We start from the raw sequence: 17,397 nt of genomic DNA, 5'->3' as shown, positions 1-17,397 counted from the left end.
ATCAGTCCAACGGGTTGGGATATTTTCCTGACTTCTGACTCCCGACTCCTGACTCCTGACTCCTGACTCCTGACTTCTGACTCCTGACTTCTTTCTTCTGACTTCTTTCTTCTGACTCCTGACTCCTTAAATACTTAAAAATGGGAAAATTTGTAATAATGCTTTGCGTAGTTGCAGCAAAAATATTTTGTCGCGTATACTAGCATCTAAACGTGGTGGTGGACTTATTTGGATTTGTGCTTGCAATTCGGCATATTCTCCGGGCGTAAGGATTCTACCATCAATGGGCGATCGCGCTGCTAGAATAATCTCTGTTCGCAATATTTCCTCTGGTATATCTTCCTGTGGTGTTAATGCCACCACTGCTTTACCACTATGACCCACTAACACCACTAAAATGCTAGTAGTAACGCTCAAAATAACCAGCAGTATGCGTTTCATAAATTTATCTTTAAGTTCTGAGTGCTATTTTTTTAATTTTTAATTTCTAATTTTTAATTCCTAAAGTCCTGGTGGTAATGGTTCAGCACACAATTGGTGGATATTGATAATCCGTTCAAAAACCTGTGGATATTGCTGACGATAATCAGGAATCAATGCTAAAGGACTCAACAAAGCTGCCGCTGCAATATCAGCTATACTCAAGCTGCTACCCACTAAATAGTCACTTTTTTGCCAATATGTTGATAATACTGACAAAGCATTGGCAAGTCTTTTTTGCGCTAATACTACAGTATTATCATTAATCCCATATTGTTGTCTGACTACCTTAATCACCATTTGGCTAAATAGTGATGGGTCAATTGCTTTACCTTCCCCAGCCCGAAATTGATAATATACAAACCTAGTTGCTGTTCCTATGCTTTCATCTAACCAATCTTCTAGCATAGCAGCTTGAGCTTGCTGTGCTGAATTGGGTAGAAATAGAGCAGGTTCAGGTTGATAGCTTTCTAAAAATTTGAAAATTTCCGTAGAGTCAGCGATTGCTTGGGGTTGTCCGACAATTTGGGGTAATAGGACAGGTAGTGTCGTTAACCCTGTTAAGGGCTTTACCTTCAAAATATGCAGCCCTGGAGTGAGATCCTCAGTCTGATAACTAATTCCTTTATAACCCAATGCCAATCTGGCTTTGCGACAATAATGAGATGTACTAAATTGCAGTAACAACATACATTGATATTAACTTGGTTACTGACAAAACGAGTATAAAAAAATCAAACTGGGCGAGAATTAAATCTAGCCCAGAAGTAAAACCTGATTAATGTTCTTCTTTTTTACTCAACTTGATACCATTAGGCAGTTGAATCTTTAGTCTTTATCCACAAATTATCCTAACTTGCTCAGTAGAGTTTTGTAGAAAATAATTTTTAAAGATGCCAACTACCCAAAAAGAGTTGATGTATTACCCTGTACTAATTTGGAGTAGCTGCGGGAGATGTTGTAGCTGCGGGAGATGTTGTAGCTGGGGGGGTAGAACCAGTATCTGCTGGTTCGCCACCTGTTGTAGCTGCTGGAGAACTGGTAGTACCAGCGGGTTCACCACCACCGTCACAAGCTCCGAGCATAGTAGCCAAACTTAACATTAGAGCCAAACCAAAAATTTTTGTCTTCATAACTCCTCTTTCACCAATTGTGGCAATAAAATCATTCACCTGTTGAATAAGATACCTTATTTATTGATTTTTTTTAACTGCTTTCTGATTATATATTTCAACCCATTTCGATTTGTAACACTTGTGTAGATTATATGTAATATAAATCTGTGATAATTTAAGCTTTCGTAAACGTTAGAATAACTTCAATTCTTGATCTGAAAATGTAACTTTAGGAAAAATCCAATCATCACCGAAGATACAGTATTTACCATCAGAAAAATTATGGTTGTTGAACGTAAATCAGCGGTTTCCGCCAAAAATACTTGGTTCCGGCGCAATTCTCCTTTGTCATTGAATAAGCGACGTTCTCGGAGTCTGGATAAAAAAACACAGAGTTCCTCCCGGCTGGGTAGTGAACAGGTAGCGGTCAAATCGCCCAGTCTCCGCAATGCTTGGCTAAATTTTACAGTTTCTCGCAGAAATAACACAGCAATACGGACTGCAACCGCAGAAACAGCTAAAAAACCAACTACTTATGCCAATGGGCAATCAAGTGCAAGTGTACCAGTGATGGGCAATACTGGGAATATACCTGTATGGCTGCTACGTCTATATACAGTCAATCGCTATTCATCAGTGTTAGTATTTTTATTAGTAGTAGCGACATTAATAGCTTATGGTTGGACAGTATATTCCCAAGAGCTTTGGAGTCAGTCTTACCGCAAACTACAAAGCTTGCAACGTCATGAGCGACAGTTAAATACTGCCAATGCTGCACTAACTAGCAAAATGGCACAGGAAGCAGAAAAGCCTGATACAGCAATGGTATCACCGACTGCGGAGGGGACAATTTTCTTAGCACCGACATCTTCTGACAATAATCCCAATTCGTCATTCTCAACCTCTCAACCACAACCAGAACCTCCATCACCACTAGGATATTAAAATAATTCGTAATTTTAATGGATCATTGGTCATTGGTAAAATTCTTACCTATTCCCTAACTACGTCAACTATATGTTGCTCTCATGCCGAAGTCATCAATTAACACAAAATTCCGGAACTTACGTAATTTAGAATTCAGACGACAACGAAAGTTCTCTAAACCACCTCAACCAAGAAATATTGATCCAAAAATACCAGAAAATCCACCCAACATTAAATTACGACTGTTTACTGTATGGGGTGTGTTAATGATTGCTATGGTAGGGTTAATATTTAACTTGTACTGGTTACAAATTGTTCAAGGAAAAAAGCTGACTCAGAGGGCAAGAAACCAGCAAATGGTTAATTTACGCCCGTATATACCCCGTCGTCCGGTAGTGGATCGGGGTAATAATGTATTGGCTATTGACCGTCCTATTTATAATGTATATACCCATCCTAAGTTTTTTGATCAGTCCCAGGAGGAAATTGCCGAAAAAATTGCTCCTATTATTGGCAGAGAAAAGGCTGATTTAATTAAAATTTTTCAAAGTAAAAAAAGTGGAATTTTATTAGCTTCTGGTGTCTCAGAAGATATTACTGATAAGTTGATATCGCTACGCTTGAATGGGTTTGAGTTTATTCAAAAATACTCTCGATTTTATCCCCAAGATGATTTGGTGGCAGATGTGGTGGGCTATGTTAATCTTGACCGTCGTGGCCAAGCTGGTGTGGAATATAGTCAGGATAAGTTATTAGAACGTTCTGGGCAAACAGTGCGGATGAGTAAATCCGGTAATGGGTCATTGATGCCTGATCATGCTCCAGAAGGATTTCTGAATTCTGATGATTTAAAAATGCAATTAACTATTGATAGTCGGTTGCAACGGGTGGCGCGTGAAGCTTTGAAAAAACAGATCACTAAATTTAGTGCTAAACGGGGCGCAGTGATTGTCATGGATGCTATTGATGGTTCTATACTGGCTTTGATTTCTCAGCCTACCTATAATCCCAATCAATATTCTAACTTTGATATTTCTTTGTTTAGAAACTGGACTGTAGCGGATCTTTATGAGCCTGGATCAACATTTAAACCTGTAAATATAGCGATCGCTCTCGAAAATGGCGCAATCAAACCGGATGATACATTTGAAGATCCTGGTTCTATTAAAATCGGAACACATACAATCAAAAATGCGGAAAAAACTGGATATAGACGATTAACTATTCCTGAAATTTTACAAACTTCTAGTAACATTGGCATGGTCAGAATTATTCAAAGAATAAAACCATCCATATACTACAACTGGCTAGAACGTTTAGGACTAGGACAAAAAGTTGAGACAGATTTACCCTTTGAAGTTAGGGGTCAACTAAAAAGTCAAGAACAATTTATCTCTTCAGCCATTGAACCAGCTACGACATCTTTTGGACAAGGCTTTTCTCTAACTCCATTACAACTGGTACAACTACACGGTGCATTAGCTAATGGGGGCAAATTAGTTACACCTCATGTAGTCCGGGGACTAATTGATAGTCAAGGAGTAACGCACTATTCACTGACTCTCCCAGCACCACGGCAAATTTTCTCAGCCACAACTACTCAAAAGGTTGTGGAAATGATGGAAACAGTAGTGAGTGTGGGTACTGGTAAAGCCTCGAAAATTTCCGGATATCGGATTGGTGGGAAAACGGGAACAGCCCAAAAAGCTAGTCCTAATGGTGGATATATTAAAGGTGCAAGAATTACCAGCTTTGTCGCTATTTTGCCAGTAGAATCTCCCCGTTATGTAGTTTTTGCAGTTGTGGATGAACCAAAGGGAGAAAATGCCTATGGTTCTACTGTAGCTGCACCAATTGTTAAGACTGTTATGGAAGCACTAATTCCTCTTGAACAAATTCCACCTAGTCAGGAAAAGGAGGAAAAGAAAAGGTAATTCGTCATTGCTAAATTGCCAAATACTTGTTCTTTTCCCTATTCCCTACTATGGTGGTATGCACTTAAAGGATATAAAGAATCTACGATAAAAGCCATACAAAAAGAGATTCTTAACTCCTGATTCCTGACTCCTGAGTCCTGACTCCTGCTATATAAGTTTTCTTGAGAGTGGCTTCAATTGAACCTAAATTTTGGAATAATTTAATTAATTCATGAGATTTTGTTTTTTTCTCGGATAAAATTACTTTCAGTGGGGTTAAAAATTCAAGATCAGGATCATCTTTAAGAGCAATTTCAGCAACTTGTAAAATTTTTGTAGAATTAAGGAAAATGTCTTCATTTTCAAACCCGTATTTTGCCGAAATTTGGTGTAAATTAGCATCAGGTATAATAGCTCTACCTGGTAAAGTTTCATCTAATACTAAACCTTTTAATAAAGCTAATAAACCCGCATAAATAGCAAAATTATCACAACTATCACAAGCTTTAAATTCTATCCGTCCTACTTCTGAGGGAATGCGGGCAATTTTTGTTAATGAAGGCACACTTTTAATTAATTCTTCTGCTGTTTCTACAAAAACTAATGTTGCTGATCTTTTTCCAGTTCTGATAAACGTTCTCACTGATAAACCTGCCCATAAACCACCATTATAGAATGGGGAACTATAACTAAAAGGAATAATGTAAGGGCTGTAATAAGTTAACTTTTTACCAATATCAATTAACCTTTCAGTAGATAAATTTGCCATGGAAATATTTAAATCTGGTCCATAGGAAACCATATAAATATGGGCAGTTTGTTCATCTGGATAAGCTTGTAATTGCCTAATTTCAAAATCATTTAATGGAGGTTGTGGTTTAAATACGCAAGTATAGGGGTTAAAACTAGCTAAAACTGGCGAAAGCCCAAAATTAGCCGCAACATCACTCAATAAAACAAAACTTGCGGTTAATTCATCAATTGCTCCTTGAATAGTAGAGTGAATAGTTGTTCTAATTTCGATGCCTTTGGCTACGCAGTCAATTACTTCTTCAGAATCGCTAAATCTCTCAAATCCTTCAATATACCAACGCTTTTTTTTAATCCCAGCATCACCAACTCTTAATTGTGGGTAGTCAGTGGGATAGATAGGTAATTTATCAACAATTTGCTGAAAATCTGCAAATTTTGTATTATGGAAATCTGCAAACTTCCCTTGATCATTGAGAAAAGCAACTTCATGTTCAATCCCAAAGCAGAACATACTTTATACCTAATTAATGATAAATATAATCAATTATATCCATATTTTATGCCGTTGTGAATCAATACTGCTTAGTTAAGGCTAAAAAGTCGTTATCTCGTAGGTTAGGTTGACGTAAGGAAACCCAAAAAAATTCCTGATTATGTTGGGTTAAGAGTCGCTCAACTCAAGCTAAATTCCTTTATTTTTGCCAGTTAAATGTACAGAACTTTAGTCCTTTTCAGGCTAACTTAATATTGACTAATAAAAATTACAAGGACTGAGTTTTTATGACAACTACTGCTCAAACCCCTTACAGTAACGAACAAATTATTGCTTGGTTACGTGGATTACTGACTATTGCTTGGGCTGATGGTAATTTTGATACTCAAGAACAGGAATTAATTACTAATCTTACCAAAGATGAACTAGCCCCTTCGATTAACTGGGATTCCCTGGAGATCATTGAACCAGATGAATTAGCGGCTATATTGGGTAAAGGTACGCCTGTAGCGGAAAATTTCTTGCGGACAGCGGTAATGGTAGCGATCGCTGATGGTATATATTCTCCGAGTGAAGATGACTTGCTTCAGCAATTGTGTCAAAAATTAGAACTGCAAGAAAGTTTACTCACAGCCTTACGTCATACCCTAGAAGATACCGCACAAACAAACGATTTCCCATCGGCTGGACTTCAAGCCCCACACCCAGACGCTTTAAGTCCCTTGCGTCACTGGTTAGACGGTTTGGATATTCAAGATCCCAGAGTTGCCCGGTTTTTGTGTAAGATGATTCCTTCCCAGTGTCCCTTTGAAAGAGACGTAACTCTATTTGGCCGGAAAATCGTTCATATTCCCCCACTGTGTAAAATTAACCCCCTTTATGAACAAATGGTAGGTTTACGCTTCCGCGCCCTTTCCTATCTAGCAGATGACTGTGGCGAGGATGTTACACCTTATATTTAAATTAGTTGTTAGTAGTCAATTGTTAGCGTAATTGACAACTGACAACTGACCACTGACAACTGACAACTAAAAAATTATGCAATTTATAGACCAATCAGTAATTGAAGTAGAAGCAGGTGACGGAGGCGATGGTATTGTCGCTTTCCGTAGAGAGAAATATGTACCAGCAGGTGGTCCATCTGGTGGAAATGGCGGAAGAGGTGGTTCAATAATTTTTGTGGGTGATAGCAACCTGCAAACCTTGCTGGATTTTCGATACAAGCATCTGTTTAAAGCCCAAAATGGGGAACGTGGCGGACCGAATAATTGCACCGGCGCAGGTGGAAAAGATTTAATTGTTGAAGTTCCCTGTGGTACTTCTGTTTATGATGCGGCAACGAGTGTTTTACTATGCGATATAGTTGAACCTGGACAAAGTTTTCAGGTTGCTAAAGGTGGTAAAGGTGGACTAGGAAACCAACATTTTTTAAGTAATAGTAACCGCGTCCCCGAATATGCCCTTCCGGGGTTGGAAGGAGAAAAAAAGGTATTACGTTTGGAATTAAAATTATTAGCAGAAGTGGGAATTATTGGTTTACCAAATGCTGGTAAGTCTACTTTAATTTCTTCTTTATCAGCCGCACGTCCAAAAATTGCTGATTATCCTTTTACTACCTTAATTCCTAACTTGGGTGTGGTGAAAAAACCCACGGGTGATGGTACTGTTTTTGCCGATATTCCCGGTTTAATTGAAGGTGCTTCTCATGGTGCGGGTTTAGGTCATGATTTCTTGCGTCACATTGAACGGACAAGGGTTTTATTACATTTAATTGATGCGACAAGTGAAGATGTAATTGCTGACTTCCATACTATTCAGGAAGAACTTAAAGCTTATGGACGGGGTTTAGCTAAACGTCCGCAAATTTTAGCTTTGAATAAAATAGATGCTGTTGATAAGGAAACTGTAGATTTGGAGACTTTAGCTACACAATTAAATCATCTAGCTTTAGCACCAGTTTTCATAATTTCGGCGGTAACTCGCACTGGTTTAGATGCAATGATGCAGGAAATTTGGCGGATTTTAGATGAAATTAATGTGTTGGAAGCGGAAGAGGTTGTGGTTTAATTGATGGGTTGATTTTATTGATTAAAAGTCCGCCTGTGCGGACTCATATTTGGGATTCATATATTTTTTTGAAAGCAATTATTAAGGAGTAATTTTGTCAGAAGATTCTTTTCCACAAGCAGCAGGAAGGCATTTACATGATGCGAAAATATTGTTAGATAAGCAACGATGGGATAATGCGGTATATCTTGCGGGTTATGTCGTTGAATGTGGGTTTAAAGTATTAGTAGAAGTATATATTCCTGAAGGTAAAACAGCAGTTAAAAAGTATGGTCATGATTTAACAGAACTTCAAGGTAAAGCAATGGATAGACTACGCTTAATGTATCCAGTGCTTGATATGCAACTGCCAGCTTCTCGAACAACGGGAACTGTGCTAGATAAAGATCATCCAGAAAGACGCTATGATCAATCAGGACTTTGGAATCAAACTCAAGCAGAGCAAGCAGTTAACCGAGCAGAAGAAATTTATCAGGAGATTATACCTAAACTTATTCTAGATGGCATACTTAGTAGTAAGGAACTTTAGAGAATGGCGATTAGTTTCGGTGATACTTTTACAAAAGTAGAAGAATGCTTTAAAGAACCAGATTTAGTATTAAATTTAATACCTAATCTGAAATCTGTAACTATCATTCGTGATGTTTATGGTAAGATTCGGCTTTTCCTTGAACCAAAAACAAATTTTATACCTGAACAAATAGACATAGATAAGTTAGATCAATATCTAGAGCAAAAACTTGGTTCTTACTATGGTAAAGATATTTGGTTGCCACAAGGTAATAAAGATGGTTACAAAGCATTAATTGATGTCATCAAAAACCAGAGAATTGAAGCCGAATGGAATGATGATACTATTGCTATTGAACAGGATGATGAAGGTCTCTCTCCTCGTTTGTATATACTAGAGCGCCATATTGCTAAACATACATGGACTAATGAGAATTCAGGTAATCTTCCTTGGAAAATACAACTTGTTTATCAGGAACATAAACCAGCAATTGTTACTTTTTTCTCATTTAAAGGTGGTGTGGGTAGAACTACAGCATTAGTCGCTACTGCACTTACTTTAGCTCGTAATGGACACCGGGTAGCTATAGTAGATTTGGATTTAGAAGCTCCTGGCTTATCCTCAATATTTTCTCCAAATAATCCAAAGCCTTTTGGGGTTATTGATTATTTGTTAGAGAAAAAAATTCAAAGTAGAAATTGGTCTTTAAGAGATCATATTTTACCAATTAATAATCCACTATTACTCGGAAATTCAGGAGGACAAATACATTTATTTACTGCGGGAAATGTAGATTCTAATTACTTAGAAAAATTAGCAAGGCTAGATTTTCAAAATTTAGTAGATCATCAACTTCCTGAAACTTTTAAGGGAATGCTGAAAGAACTAGAAAGTGCTGTTAAACCTCTTGATTTCATTCTCTTAGATTCCAGAGCAGGATTTCATGATATTGGAGGATTAGCATTAACTGATTTATCTCACGCCGCAGTTATATTTGGTAGACAATCTCGGCAAAGTTGGGCTGGTTTAACTCATGTTATTCGTCGTTTATCTCGACCATTATCAGAAGAGAGAGAACAACTACCTGTAGTATTAGTTCATGCTATGGCTCTGGCTAGTTTAGAAAGACGAAGAAATGAAGAATTAAGAGCATTTAAAGAACAGGCATATATAGCATTTCAAGAAAACTACTATTATGAAGGTGAAGTTGTACCCAACCCCGATGATATTAATGAACCTTTTTCACCTATAATACTGCCTTTGAAAGATGAATTACAAGGAGATATTAGTTTATTTATTCGTGATGAAAGTCAAGAAGAATCGGATCGGTTGGAACAACTTGTAGCTTTGATGACTAATGAAGATTATCAAAAAATTGCTGAAAGGCTTTGTATAAGATTCAACAAAAGATTTAACCAGACAGAAGAGGAAATAATATGAGTAATTTTGATAGACAAAAACTGTTAGAATTAATGTCTAATATAGCGCCAGGAAATGCAACAGCAGAAACCGAAAGTAATAATGATGATGTTTTTCTCAAAAACTTTCTGCCTATTCCCAACTATCGCCAAGTTTTAGAAAGAGATACACTTTTAATATTAGGAGGAAAGGGAGCAGGTAAAACTGAATTATTTCGTTTATTAGCCATTCCTTCAGGACGACGTATACTCGTAGAAAATTTAAAAATTAGAGCTTTAGATGATTTAGACAAAACAACATGGATTGCCTCTTTTGGACGGACTAGACAACAGGAAAAAACATTTCCTGCACAGATGAATATAGAAGCACAGATGCAAAATGCTAGTAATATTGATTGGTGTGCATTTTGGATTGGTTTAATGTTAGGAAGAATTTTGAGCCAAGATCAAGTAATATTAAAAAGTGATTGGTCTGATGAAATACCTTTAGAAACTCGTGAATTATTAATCAATAAGTTACCTCTATTATCTGCTTGGTTTCCTCTTGTGTGTCAAAATATAGAAAGAATCAATTATGCTTTAGATTTGTTAGATAAAAAATTAATTGAATCAGATGAATGGTTATTTATTACTTATGATGAATTAGATAGATTAGGATCTTCATATCATCAATTAGCTGCTCCTATTCGTCAACTTTTAGCTTTTTGGTTAGATAATTGGCGGCGTTGGGAAAGAATTAGACCCAAGATTTTTTTACGTACCGATCTTTTTCGAGAAGATTTTTTAAGTTTCCCTGATGCTTCTAAGTTAAAAGCCTATCAAATTAATTTGGAATGGAAAGATTCATGGTTATATCAACTACTTTTCAAAAGATTAGCAAATTCTGGTCAAGAAATGGCTGAATATTTGCGTAGTATATCACCAAATTTTCTCAAAGAAACTAACACACCTTTGGGAATAATTATCACTTCCAACGAACTTTCTCATGAATTTATGATCGGCAGAATAATTAGTAGATTCATGGGTGACAATCCTAGAAAGGGATATACACATCTTTGGATTCCTAATCATCTTAAAGATTCTGGAGGAAGAATTTATCCCCGCGCATTTTTAAAGCTGTTTTCATTACCAGCGCAGCGGAGAATAGATGAATCTGATATGCAAAATTTAACTGGAGATACCCTACTAACTCCTTCTGATTTACAAGCCGCACTTGTTGATATTTCTGAATATAGAATTGGAGAATTAGTCGATGAATATCCTTGGTTAGAACCTCTGAAAAACAGCTTGAATGGTCTGAAAGTTCCTGTTGAAGAAGGAATTTTCCTAGATAAACTTAAAAATACAACATGGAGTGAAGAAGTTGGAAAACAACCACCCACTTCAAAATCGGAGGAAATTATGCGCTATTTGTTGCAACTGGGAATTATCGAAAACCGTTCTGATAAGCGTGTTAATATGCCTGAAATTTATATGTATGGATTTGGGGTAAAACGCCCTGGTGGTGTAAAACGTCGAAAACGGTAGATTTTTTCAACTTATAACAAAATATTGGACAGGCAAGATGCCTGTCCCACAAGAGTTTTATTTACACTTTAATAAACCAACGTTTCTGATACATTAAAACAGCAACACCATACCACAATAACAGGGTAACAAGTGCAAACAAAAATGAGCCGTTGAAATTTCCTGCCCAAAATGCAAAGATATTTTGGTAAATCCAATTATAGATACTAACAGCGCTTTCACCTGTACCGATTTGGGTTTTAGCTGTGATTTTAATCAGGAATACAGAAGCAACAAAAAGAGCGATCGCATTTAAGCCCATTATCTCAAATGGCTTACTCCAGCGTTTTATTACCCTTACTTCTATCAACTCATAACAAGCTGCTAATAACATTAACGCCCAACCAGTGGTAAATAAAACATAGGAACTCGTCCAAATTTTCTTATTCATGGGAAATGCCACATCCCAAATAATTGCAATTACCAAACAACACAAACCAAATAATACTAAATCCATACTAGTTTGTGAAGTAGCCTGTTTTTTATCTTTAATCCATTCCCCAGTAAAATAACCGGCTAAAACGCTAACTATTGCCGGAATAGTGCTAAAAAGTCCTTCAGGATCTCCCATAAAATTAAACCCATCACCTTTATATAGATGTGCTTTGGGAATAATTAATCTATCAATAAATGCGCCAAAATTACCTTCTCGCGTTAACACTCCTGCACCATAATCAGGAACAGGAATATACATCATTGTCAACCAATAAGCAATTAGTAATCCTCCTGCTACTAGCCATTGACTTTTGCGAGGTAATTTTAAAACTATTAAAGATGCAAACAGATAAGTTAAAGCAATCCTTTGCAATACCCCCATCAAGCGGATACTACTTAAATCAAAAGTCCAAACACCTTTATTCCAAAAACCATTTAATACTAAACCCAATATAAACAGAATCGCAGTGCGGCGCAGAATGCGTAAGTAAACTGCTTGGGTAGGTTTGTTCTCTGCGGTGTACTTTGACAGAGAAAACGTCATTGCTACACCAACAATGAATAAAAAGAAGGGAAATATTAAGTCAGTGGGTGTACAACCGTGCCATTCGGCATGACTCAGGGAACGATAAACATCATCTGCAACTCCTGCCATATTAGCCAGAATCATCGCAGCGATGGTAATACCACGAAACACATCAAGGGAACTCAGACGCATAGACGGAATATCTTATTTGAGAATCTCACCTTACTCCTTCCGATGCACTTTAATCAAGGAAAATTCTAGAAGCTAAGTTACAAGGTAAACTTTTATTAAGTAATGTTTGAATTTTGAATTTTTGAATATGGCTATTAAAGTTGGAGATACCGCGCCTAATTTTAGTCTACCTACCCAAAATGGCGACAATGTTAGCCTGGGAGACTTTCGGGGGAAAAAATCCGTTGTTCTTTATTTTTATCCCAAGGACGATACACCAGGATGCACTATAGAATCCTGCGCTTTTCGAGATCAATATGAAGTATTTCAAGCCGCTGGTGCTGAAGTTATTGGTGTCAGTGGTGACTCTAGCGACTCTCATCAAAAGTTTGCAAATAAACACAATTTACCTTTTACACTTTTAAGTGATCAAGGTGATAAAGTGCGAAAACAATATGGTGCAACTACTGCTTTTGGTTTTATTCCCGGCCGAGTCACCTATGTGATTGACCAAAATGGTGTGGTTCAGTATGTGCTTGATTCCATGTTGAATTTTAAAGGCCACGTTGAAGAAGCATTAAAAACCCTGCAACAACTAGCAGCAAAATAAATTTTTGACTATAAATAAGATCCCCGACTTCTCTAAGAAGTTGGGGATCTGACTCTCGACAATTAAACTTTAGATTTTTCTGCTACACCAACATTAGCTGATTTGCCATTTTTGCCATTACCGTTATTGCGGGGTTGAATTACTCCAAAACCACCGTGATTACGTTCATAAATGACGTTAATCTCTCCGGTTTCTGCATTATGAAACATATAAAAGTCATGTCCCACCAATTGCAATTGTTCTTGCGCTTCTGCTAATGTCATTGGCGGCATGGAGAAGTATTTGGTACGAACAACTTCTTCAGGTAATTCAGCGATGCGATCGCCTATTAAATCCGCTGCAACAGTTTCTGGTGCTACTATTTCATTAGTTGATATAGGTTGAGTTTGATGATCCTGCCTTTTTTCCTTATATTTCCGTAATTGCCGAGTAATTTTATCTGCAACTAAGTCAATACTTGCATATAAGCTTTCGCTGCTTTCTTCCGCACGGATAACACTACCATTAGCATAAATAGTTACTTCAGCCGCTTGCTTCGTACTTATTCGGGGATTGCGAGCTACGCTTAAATGGACATCCACTTGATTGGTGATGTTCTGGAAGTGACTAACTGCTTTTTCAATCTTTTGATGCACATATTCGCGGATTGCATCAGTGATTTCAATATTTTTACCGTGGATGACAAGCTTCATGTAAACTCTCCCGCTCAATATTATATGTGATGTTTTTAGGTAGGAATAGAAATTGCGGTAAGGCCTATCACTGCCACCAGCACAAATCGCTACCTATTCTTAAGACATTGCCTTTTAGCATTTTTAACACTTCTTACATCTTCATGTTTGCGCTATTTATCGTCTTGTTTCCAACTGTTTACCAAGAAATTGGCTGTTGAAGCAAAACTATTGAATTAGGCCTTTTGAGATATATTTCCTTTAAACGCCTACTTCTATGGAACTTTACCAAAATAGGAGTGCTTGCCCTTTTTTTGTCCCCCAGTCTTGTTCACTATTGTATAGAGAATACAACCATTTTGGGAAATTTGATCCTGATTGATACAAATAAATTTTAAAGTTGCTATCAGTCAGTAAATTAGCTGGTATTGTCTTAGCTTAATGCTTTCCTCCCAACACCCATTCAGGTTATATATTCAAACTAGCACCTTGTGGTTTATAAAATATATTTCCTTGACGTTCCTTTAAGATCCTTTGCATAGCTTGACATTTATTCGCTATATTTTTGGTATTGGGTGTCTTACCTCTTGCGTCTTTCTTGCTTATCACCTATTCACTGATGATTCCTAGCACTCAATTTAAACCGTACCGCTGTTTACTATATAATGTTGGCTTAATGCCTTATGAAACTGCTCATCAGTGGCAGCGATCGCTAGTTGCAGAGCGCATTAACAACCCAGAACTAGATGATGCCTTAATTTTACTAGAACATCCCCCTGTTTACACCTTGGGGACAGGAGCAAACCCAGAATTTATAAAATTTAATATTGACAAAAGTAATTATGATGTGCATCGCATTGAAAGAGGTGGCGAAGTTACCTATCATTGTCCCGGACAATTGGTAGGTTATCCCATTTTAAATTTGCGTCGTTACCGTCAAGATTTACATTGGTACTTACGTCAACTTGAGGAAGTATTAATTCGCGTTTTAGCAAATTACGATTTGAAAGGAGAACGGCTTCCGGGTTTTACCGGAGTTTGGCTAGAAGGATACAAAGTTGCAGCCATAGGCATAAAAGTGAGTAAATGGATTACCATGCACGGTTTTTCCTTAAATGTTTGTCCAGACATGACAGGATTTAAGCAAATTGTCCCCTGTGGAATTGCTGATAAACCAGTCAGTAGTTTAGCTGCATGGATTCCCGGCATTACTTGTAACCAAGTCTGCTATTCTATAAATCAGTGCTTTGCAGAAGTATTTGGTGTGGATTTAGTGGATTCTGAGGATGAAAAATTGATGAAATATTAGTAAAATTAGAACATATGGCATAAATATCATAATGATAATGATGATCAGCATCACTTCGATGTTGCACTAAAAAGACTAAAGTTAGTTTTTCAGCCATCATGCTCACTTTTTGTAAAAGTAAACTAAAAAACTGCTTGTGAATTACTCTAATAATCTACAGGTAAATGTTTCCTCGTTGAACTCTTTGAGGGAACGCGATTGGGAAGCTTTAATTTCACTATTTGATAGAGACGACAGTGATGAAATTGAAGACGAAATTAAAAGCAAATTGGTTTGGTTAGTCCCCGAACCTTGTTGGGAAGATAATCCCTTTGAGTTCTTGCGTGATTTTTTGTAAAAAAACACCAAAGCAGGATACATATCTTAACTTTCTCTGTTCTCTTTTGGTTAACATAATCTATTGCTTCATAGATGGGAATTAAGAGAACTCCACAAAAAAGATTATCCAATTTTGTGGGATGGGCATCTTGCCCGTCCTTGTATTATTAGCGGGCAAGATGCCCGCACCACAATAAGTTTTGGGATATTTTTTTAATTGGAAGTCTCTAAATAGTATGATTGGATTGTATAATCAACCAGGTAGAGGATGTAAATCAAAATTTAATCCTGAACAAGAAGAAACAATTAAAGAATTTGTAAAACAAGAACCAAGTCAATTAAACCAGGTAGGGCAAAAAGTGAAAGAAGAATGGGGAATTATATCAAGTAAAAAAACAATTCAAAGAATACTAAAAACACTAAAAATGAGTTGACATCGGATGCGTCGAGGGATAGGAGGAGAGCCGCCAGCCCCGGTATATCAAGATAAAATGTCATTTTTTTATCATCCGTTACCGGGAGTGTTTGTTATTACAGGCATTCCTTTGTTTTTTTATACAGCTACTACCTAATTATGTCTATGATGGCGAAAAGTATCGCTTTCCTGTACTAAAAAGTCCCGTAGCAACAAAATTCAAGAAAAATAAACAGGTAACACCTTTACAACTACGCTTGGATGCAATTATTATGTTAGATGACATATTATTTATTACATCAAGCAGTTAAATGGATGCTAAATTTGATGGATAACCACACTCCCAAACCAATCATCAAGACTCAGAAAGATTCTGTATTAGCTCGTCCTCGTCTACAGAAAAAAGAAAATCAACCCAATTTTCTCTCTTTAAAGGAAGCATTTGATTTAGAAATTATAGAAAAAAATCCTTGGGGACAATTTTTATTATTTATAGAAGACTCCTATAAATATTTTACCCCTCGTCCCCAGGAAGAACTGGAAAAACGAGCAAAAATCATCCAAAATGCGATTCGCATCCTTAACGAACATCATCAAGAATCTTGGGTGGAAATATTAAGCATAATTCCCCAATCAGAAAAAGCGGAAGCAGATGAATTTTATCAGGAGATTTCTAGATATAAAAGACTCACAGCAGAGGAAGTTTATCAAGCATCCCAGACAGCTATTAAAGTCATAATTAATCACGATAAATATGGATTTGTAGATGGCAAGATAGATGCTGAGAGAATTAATAGAAAAACTCAACTGAATGAAACCATAGATTACTTTCATAACAATCAATATAAAACTTATTTCATTATTGCCCAACTACCAGAATTAGTTCCTGAAGATGCTAAACCAATGTTTGCAGCATCAAAAGCTTTTCAGGAAATAATTGCCGCAGGTTTAAACTTTAAACTTGGAGAGTTTAGCATGGCTTTGATGAGGCGTTTTCGATTAACCCGTGCTGACATCATTGCTGACTATGCTCAATCTAAGGATCAAGAGAAGGATCAAATTGAGAGAGACTTGAGAACTCAAATTAATATTTTAGAACGAGAAAAATTAGAACTAGAACAGCAGTTAGAAAAAACTCGTAACCAAGCACGTCAAGAATCTGTAATTGCAATTGCTCATTCTCTGCAAAATGGCAGACAACCAGCTTTAAATCAAATACAGCAGATGATTAGTTTATTAGAATCTCAAGCAGAAGAAACTGGAGAACCAGAACTTTCTTCTGAACAAGCTTTGAGCCTATTTATTATCCTGCGTAACCTGATGAAAACATTTCATGAGTTGGGGATAGAAGCTTACCCCAAATCATTAAAAGGTAAATTAGAACTATCTCAATCTCAACTTTCAGAATATGCCTATATGGAAGGAAAAGCGTTTGTAAATGAACAGGAAATTAAACAAGTAGAGTGTATTCAACAAGGATGGAAGGTAGGGGAAATAGTGATTACACCTGCAAAAGTAAGAGAGTTAAATAGCGATAAATAAATTAAATGTAAGAGTTCATAAATCAGGAGGGGTAAAAAAAATCAACTGGGAATTAATTCCCAGTCTCATAGCAAAAGTCATCTGAAGATGACTAATAATCAAAAATCTCTAGTTTACAAAACGTAAACTTTGGCTATTAGCCATGAAATTAATT

18 protein-coding genes are annotated in these 17,397 nt (G+C 36.8%); 12 read left to right on the top strand and 6 right to left on the bottom strand.

What is annotated here, in order from left to right:
• Positions 1-126: 126 nt before the first annotated feature.
• From FJR11_RS15225 to FJR11_RS15215, 3 genes are all read right to left on the bottom strand, one after another.
• Positions 127-441 (bottom strand): hypothetical protein, encoded by a 315-nt coding sequence (locus tag FJR11_RS15225; protein WP_168505099.1) that lies wholly within the window; start codon positions 439-441, stop codon positions 127-129.
• A 60-nt stretch (positions 442-501) separates the two neighbouring features.
• Positions 502-1,170 (bottom strand): glutathione S-transferase, encoded by a 669-nt coding sequence (locus FJR11_RS15220; protein ID WP_168505097.1) that lies wholly within the window; start codon positions 1,168-1,170, stop codon positions 502-504.
• Between the two features lie 242 nt (positions 1,171-1,412).
• Positions 1,413-1,613, bottom strand: a complete 201-nt coding sequence (locus FJR11_RS15215; protein ID WP_168505095.1) for a hypothetical protein — start codon at positions 1,611-1,613, stop codon at positions 1,413-1,415.
• Between the two features lie 264 nt (positions 1,614-1,877).
• On the opposite strand from FJR11_RS15215, the gene FJR11_RS15210 reads away from it, so the two are divergent.
• Entirely contained in the window at positions 1,878-2,540 is a 663-nt protein-coding gene (locus FJR11_RS15210; RefSeq protein WP_168505093.1) for a hypothetical protein, read from the top strand.
• Positions 2,541-2,623: 83 nt separating this feature from the next.
• Positions 2,624-4,456, top strand: a complete 1,833-nt coding sequence (locus FJR11_RS15205) for a penicillin-binding protein 2 (RefSeq protein WP_168505091.1) — start codon at positions 2,624-2,626, stop codon at positions 4,454-4,456.
• A gap of 112 nt (positions 4,457-4,568) precedes the next feature.
• Here FJR11_RS15205 and FJR11_RS15200 read toward each other — a convergent pair whose 3' ends face one another.
• Positions 4,569-5,702, bottom strand: a complete 1,134-nt coding sequence (locus FJR11_RS15200; protein ID WP_168505089.1) for a glutamate--cysteine ligase — start codon at positions 5,700-5,702, stop codon at positions 4,569-4,571.
• A 269-nt stretch (positions 5,703-5,971) separates the two neighbouring features.
• Here FJR11_RS15200 and FJR11_RS15195 point away from each other — a divergent pair, with 269 nt between their 5' ends.
• The 5 genes from FJR11_RS15195 (at position 5,972) to FJR11_RS15175 (ending at position 11,207) form a co-directional block, all read left to right on the top strand.
• Complete coding sequence (locus tag FJR11_RS15195) at positions 5,972-6,646, top strand: Mo-dependent nitrogenase C-terminal domain-containing protein (protein WP_168505087.1); 675 nt, start codon at positions 5,972-5,974, stop codon at positions 6,644-6,646.
• 76 nt (positions 6,647-6,722) lie between these two features.
• On the top strand, positions 6,723-7,751 hold the full coding sequence (gene obgE, locus FJR11_RS15190; protein WP_168505085.1) for a GTPase ObgE: 1,029 nt from the start codon (positions 6,723-6,725) through the stop codon (positions 7,749-7,751).
• Between the two features lie 94 nt (positions 7,752-7,845).
• Complete coding sequence (locus FJR11_RS15185; RefSeq protein WP_168505083.1) at positions 7,846-8,280, top strand: HEPN domain-containing protein; 435 nt, start codon at positions 7,846-7,848, stop codon at positions 8,278-8,280.
• 3 nt (positions 8,281-8,283) lie between these two features.
• Positions 8,284-9,702, top strand: a complete 1,419-nt coding sequence (locus tag FJR11_RS15180) for a KGGVGR-motif variant AAA ATPase (RefSeq protein ID WP_168505081.1) — start codon at positions 8,284-8,286, stop codon at positions 9,700-9,702.
• Entirely contained in the window at positions 9,699-11,207 is a 1,509-nt protein-coding gene (locus tag FJR11_RS15175) for a P-loop ATPase, Sll1717 family (RefSeq protein WP_168505079.1), read from the top strand. Before FJR11_RS15180 ends, FJR11_RS15175 begins: the two co-directional genes overlap by 4 nt.
• A gap of 61 nt (positions 11,208-11,268) precedes the next feature.
• On the opposite strand, the gene FJR11_RS15170 is transcribed toward FJR11_RS15175, so the two are convergent.
• Positions 11,269-12,399 carry an acyltransferase family protein gene (locus tag FJR11_RS15170; protein WP_168505077.1) on the bottom strand — a complete coding sequence of 377 codons (1,131 nt, stop codon included), beginning with the start codon at positions 12,397-12,399 and terminating at the stop codon, positions 11,269-11,271.
• A gap of 127 nt (positions 12,400-12,526) precedes the next feature.
• On the opposite strand from FJR11_RS15170, the gene FJR11_RS15165 reads away from it, so the two are divergent.
• On the top strand, positions 12,527-12,988 hold the full coding sequence (locus tag FJR11_RS15165; protein WP_168505075.1) for a peroxiredoxin: 462 nt from the start codon (positions 12,527-12,529) through the stop codon (positions 12,986-12,988).
• 62 nt (positions 12,989-13,050) lie between these two features.
• On the opposite strand, the gene hpf is transcribed toward FJR11_RS15165, so the two are convergent.
• Entirely contained in the window at positions 13,051-13,680 is a 630-nt protein-coding gene (gene hpf / locus FJR11_RS15160) for a ribosome hibernation-promoting factor, HPF/YfiA family (RefSeq protein WP_168505073.1), read from the bottom strand.
• Between the two features lie 598 nt (positions 13,681-14,278).
• On the opposite strand from hpf, the gene lipB reads away from it, so the two are divergent.
• From lipB to FJR11_RS15140, 4 genes are all read left to right on the top strand, one after another.
• The gene (lipB, locus tag FJR11_RS15155) at positions 14,279-14,968 is read left to right on the top strand and encodes a lipoyl(octanoyl) transferase LipB (protein ID WP_168505071.1); all 690 of its coding nucleotides are present in this window, start codon (positions 14,279-14,281) and stop codon (positions 14,966-14,968) included.
• A 136-nt stretch (positions 14,969-15,104) separates the two neighbouring features.
• A complete protein-coding gene (locus FJR11_RS15150; protein ID WP_168505069.1) occupies positions 15,105-15,305 on the top strand; it encodes a hypothetical protein in 201 nt (66 codons plus the stop codon).
• 226 nt (positions 15,306-15,531) lie between these two features.
• The gene (locus tag FJR11_RS15145; protein ID WP_174763059.1) at positions 15,532-15,720 is read left to right on the top strand and encodes a helix-turn-helix domain-containing protein; all 189 of its coding nucleotides are present in this window, start codon (positions 15,532-15,534) and stop codon (positions 15,718-15,720) included.
• A gap of 260 nt (positions 15,721-15,980) precedes the next feature.
• The gene (locus tag FJR11_RS15140; protein WP_168505068.1) at positions 15,981-17,243 is read left to right on the top strand and encodes a hypothetical protein; all 1,263 of its coding nucleotides are present in this window, start codon (positions 15,981-15,983) and stop codon (positions 17,241-17,243) included.
• The last annotated feature ends 154 nt before the right edge of the window (positions 17,244-17,397 follow it).

The organism is Anabaena sp. UHCC 0187 (assembly GCF_009712035.1).
Classification (GTDB): Bacteria; Cyanobacteriota; Cyanobacteriia; order Cyanobacteriales; family Nostocaceae; genus Dolichospermum.
The sequence above is the reverse complement of the archived record's forward strand: the minus strand, read 5'-3'. Positions and strand labels throughout refer to the sequence as shown.

What these genes read in the sequence shown, in the direction of transcription:
- FJR11_RS15205 (WP_168505091.1), top strand. Translation starts at nt 2,624, where the DNA reads ATGCCGAAGTCATCAATTAACACAAAATTCCGGAACTTACGTAATTTA.
- FJR11_RS15210 (WP_168505093.1), top strand. Translation starts at nt 1,878, where the DNA reads ATGGTTGTTGAACGTAAATCAGCGGTTTCCGCCAAAAATACTTGGTTC.
- FJR11_RS15215 (WP_168505095.1), bottom strand. Translation starts at nt 1,613, where the DNA reads ATGAAGACAAAAATTTTTGGTTTGGCTCTAATGTTAAGTTTGGCTACT.
- FJR11_RS15170 (WP_168505077.1), bottom strand. Translation starts at nt 12,399, where the DNA reads ATGCGTCTGAGTTCCCTTGATGTGTTTCGTGGTATTACCATCGCTGCG.
- FJR11_RS15200 (WP_168505089.1), bottom strand. Translation starts at nt 5,702, where the DNA reads ATGTTCTGCTTTGGGATTGAACATGAAGTTGCTTTTCTCAATGATCAA.
- FJR11_RS15180 (WP_168505081.1), top strand. Translation starts at nt 8,284, where the DNA reads ATGGCGATTAGTTTCGGTGATACTTTTACAAAAGTAGAAGAATGCTTT.
- FJR11_RS15175 (WP_168505079.1), top strand. Translation starts at nt 9,699, where the DNA reads ATGAGTAATTTTGATAGACAAAAACTGTTAGAATTAATGTCTAATATA.
- hpf (WP_168505073.1), bottom strand. Translation starts at nt 13,680, where the DNA reads ATGAAGCTTGTCATCCACGGTAAAAATATTGAAATCACTGATGCAATC.
- FJR11_RS15220 (WP_168505097.1), bottom strand. Translation starts at nt 1,170, where the DNA reads ATGTTGTTACTGCAATTTAGTACATCTCATTATTGTCGCAAAGCCAGA.
- FJR11_RS15195 (WP_168505087.1), top strand. Translation starts at nt 5,972, where the DNA reads ATGACAACTACTGCTCAAACCCCTTACAGTAACGAACAAATTATTGCT.
- obgE (WP_168505085.1), top strand. Translation starts at nt 6,723, where the DNA reads ATGCAATTTATAGACCAATCAGTAATTGAAGTAGAAGCAGGTGACGGA.
- lipB (WP_168505071.1), top strand. Translation starts at nt 14,279, where the DNA reads ATGATTCCTAGCACTCAATTTAAACCGTACCGCTGTTTACTATATAAT.
- FJR11_RS15225 (WP_168505099.1), bottom strand. Translation starts at nt 441, where the DNA reads ATGAAACGCATACTGCTGGTTATTTTGAGCGTTACTACTAGCATTTTA.
- FJR11_RS15140 (WP_168505068.1), top strand. Translation starts at nt 15,981, where the DNA reads ATGACATATTATTTATTACATCAAGCAGTTAAATGGATGCTAAATTTG.
- FJR11_RS15165 (WP_168505075.1), top strand. Translation starts at nt 12,527, where the DNA reads ATGGCTATTAAAGTTGGAGATACCGCGCCTAATTTTAGTCTACCTACC.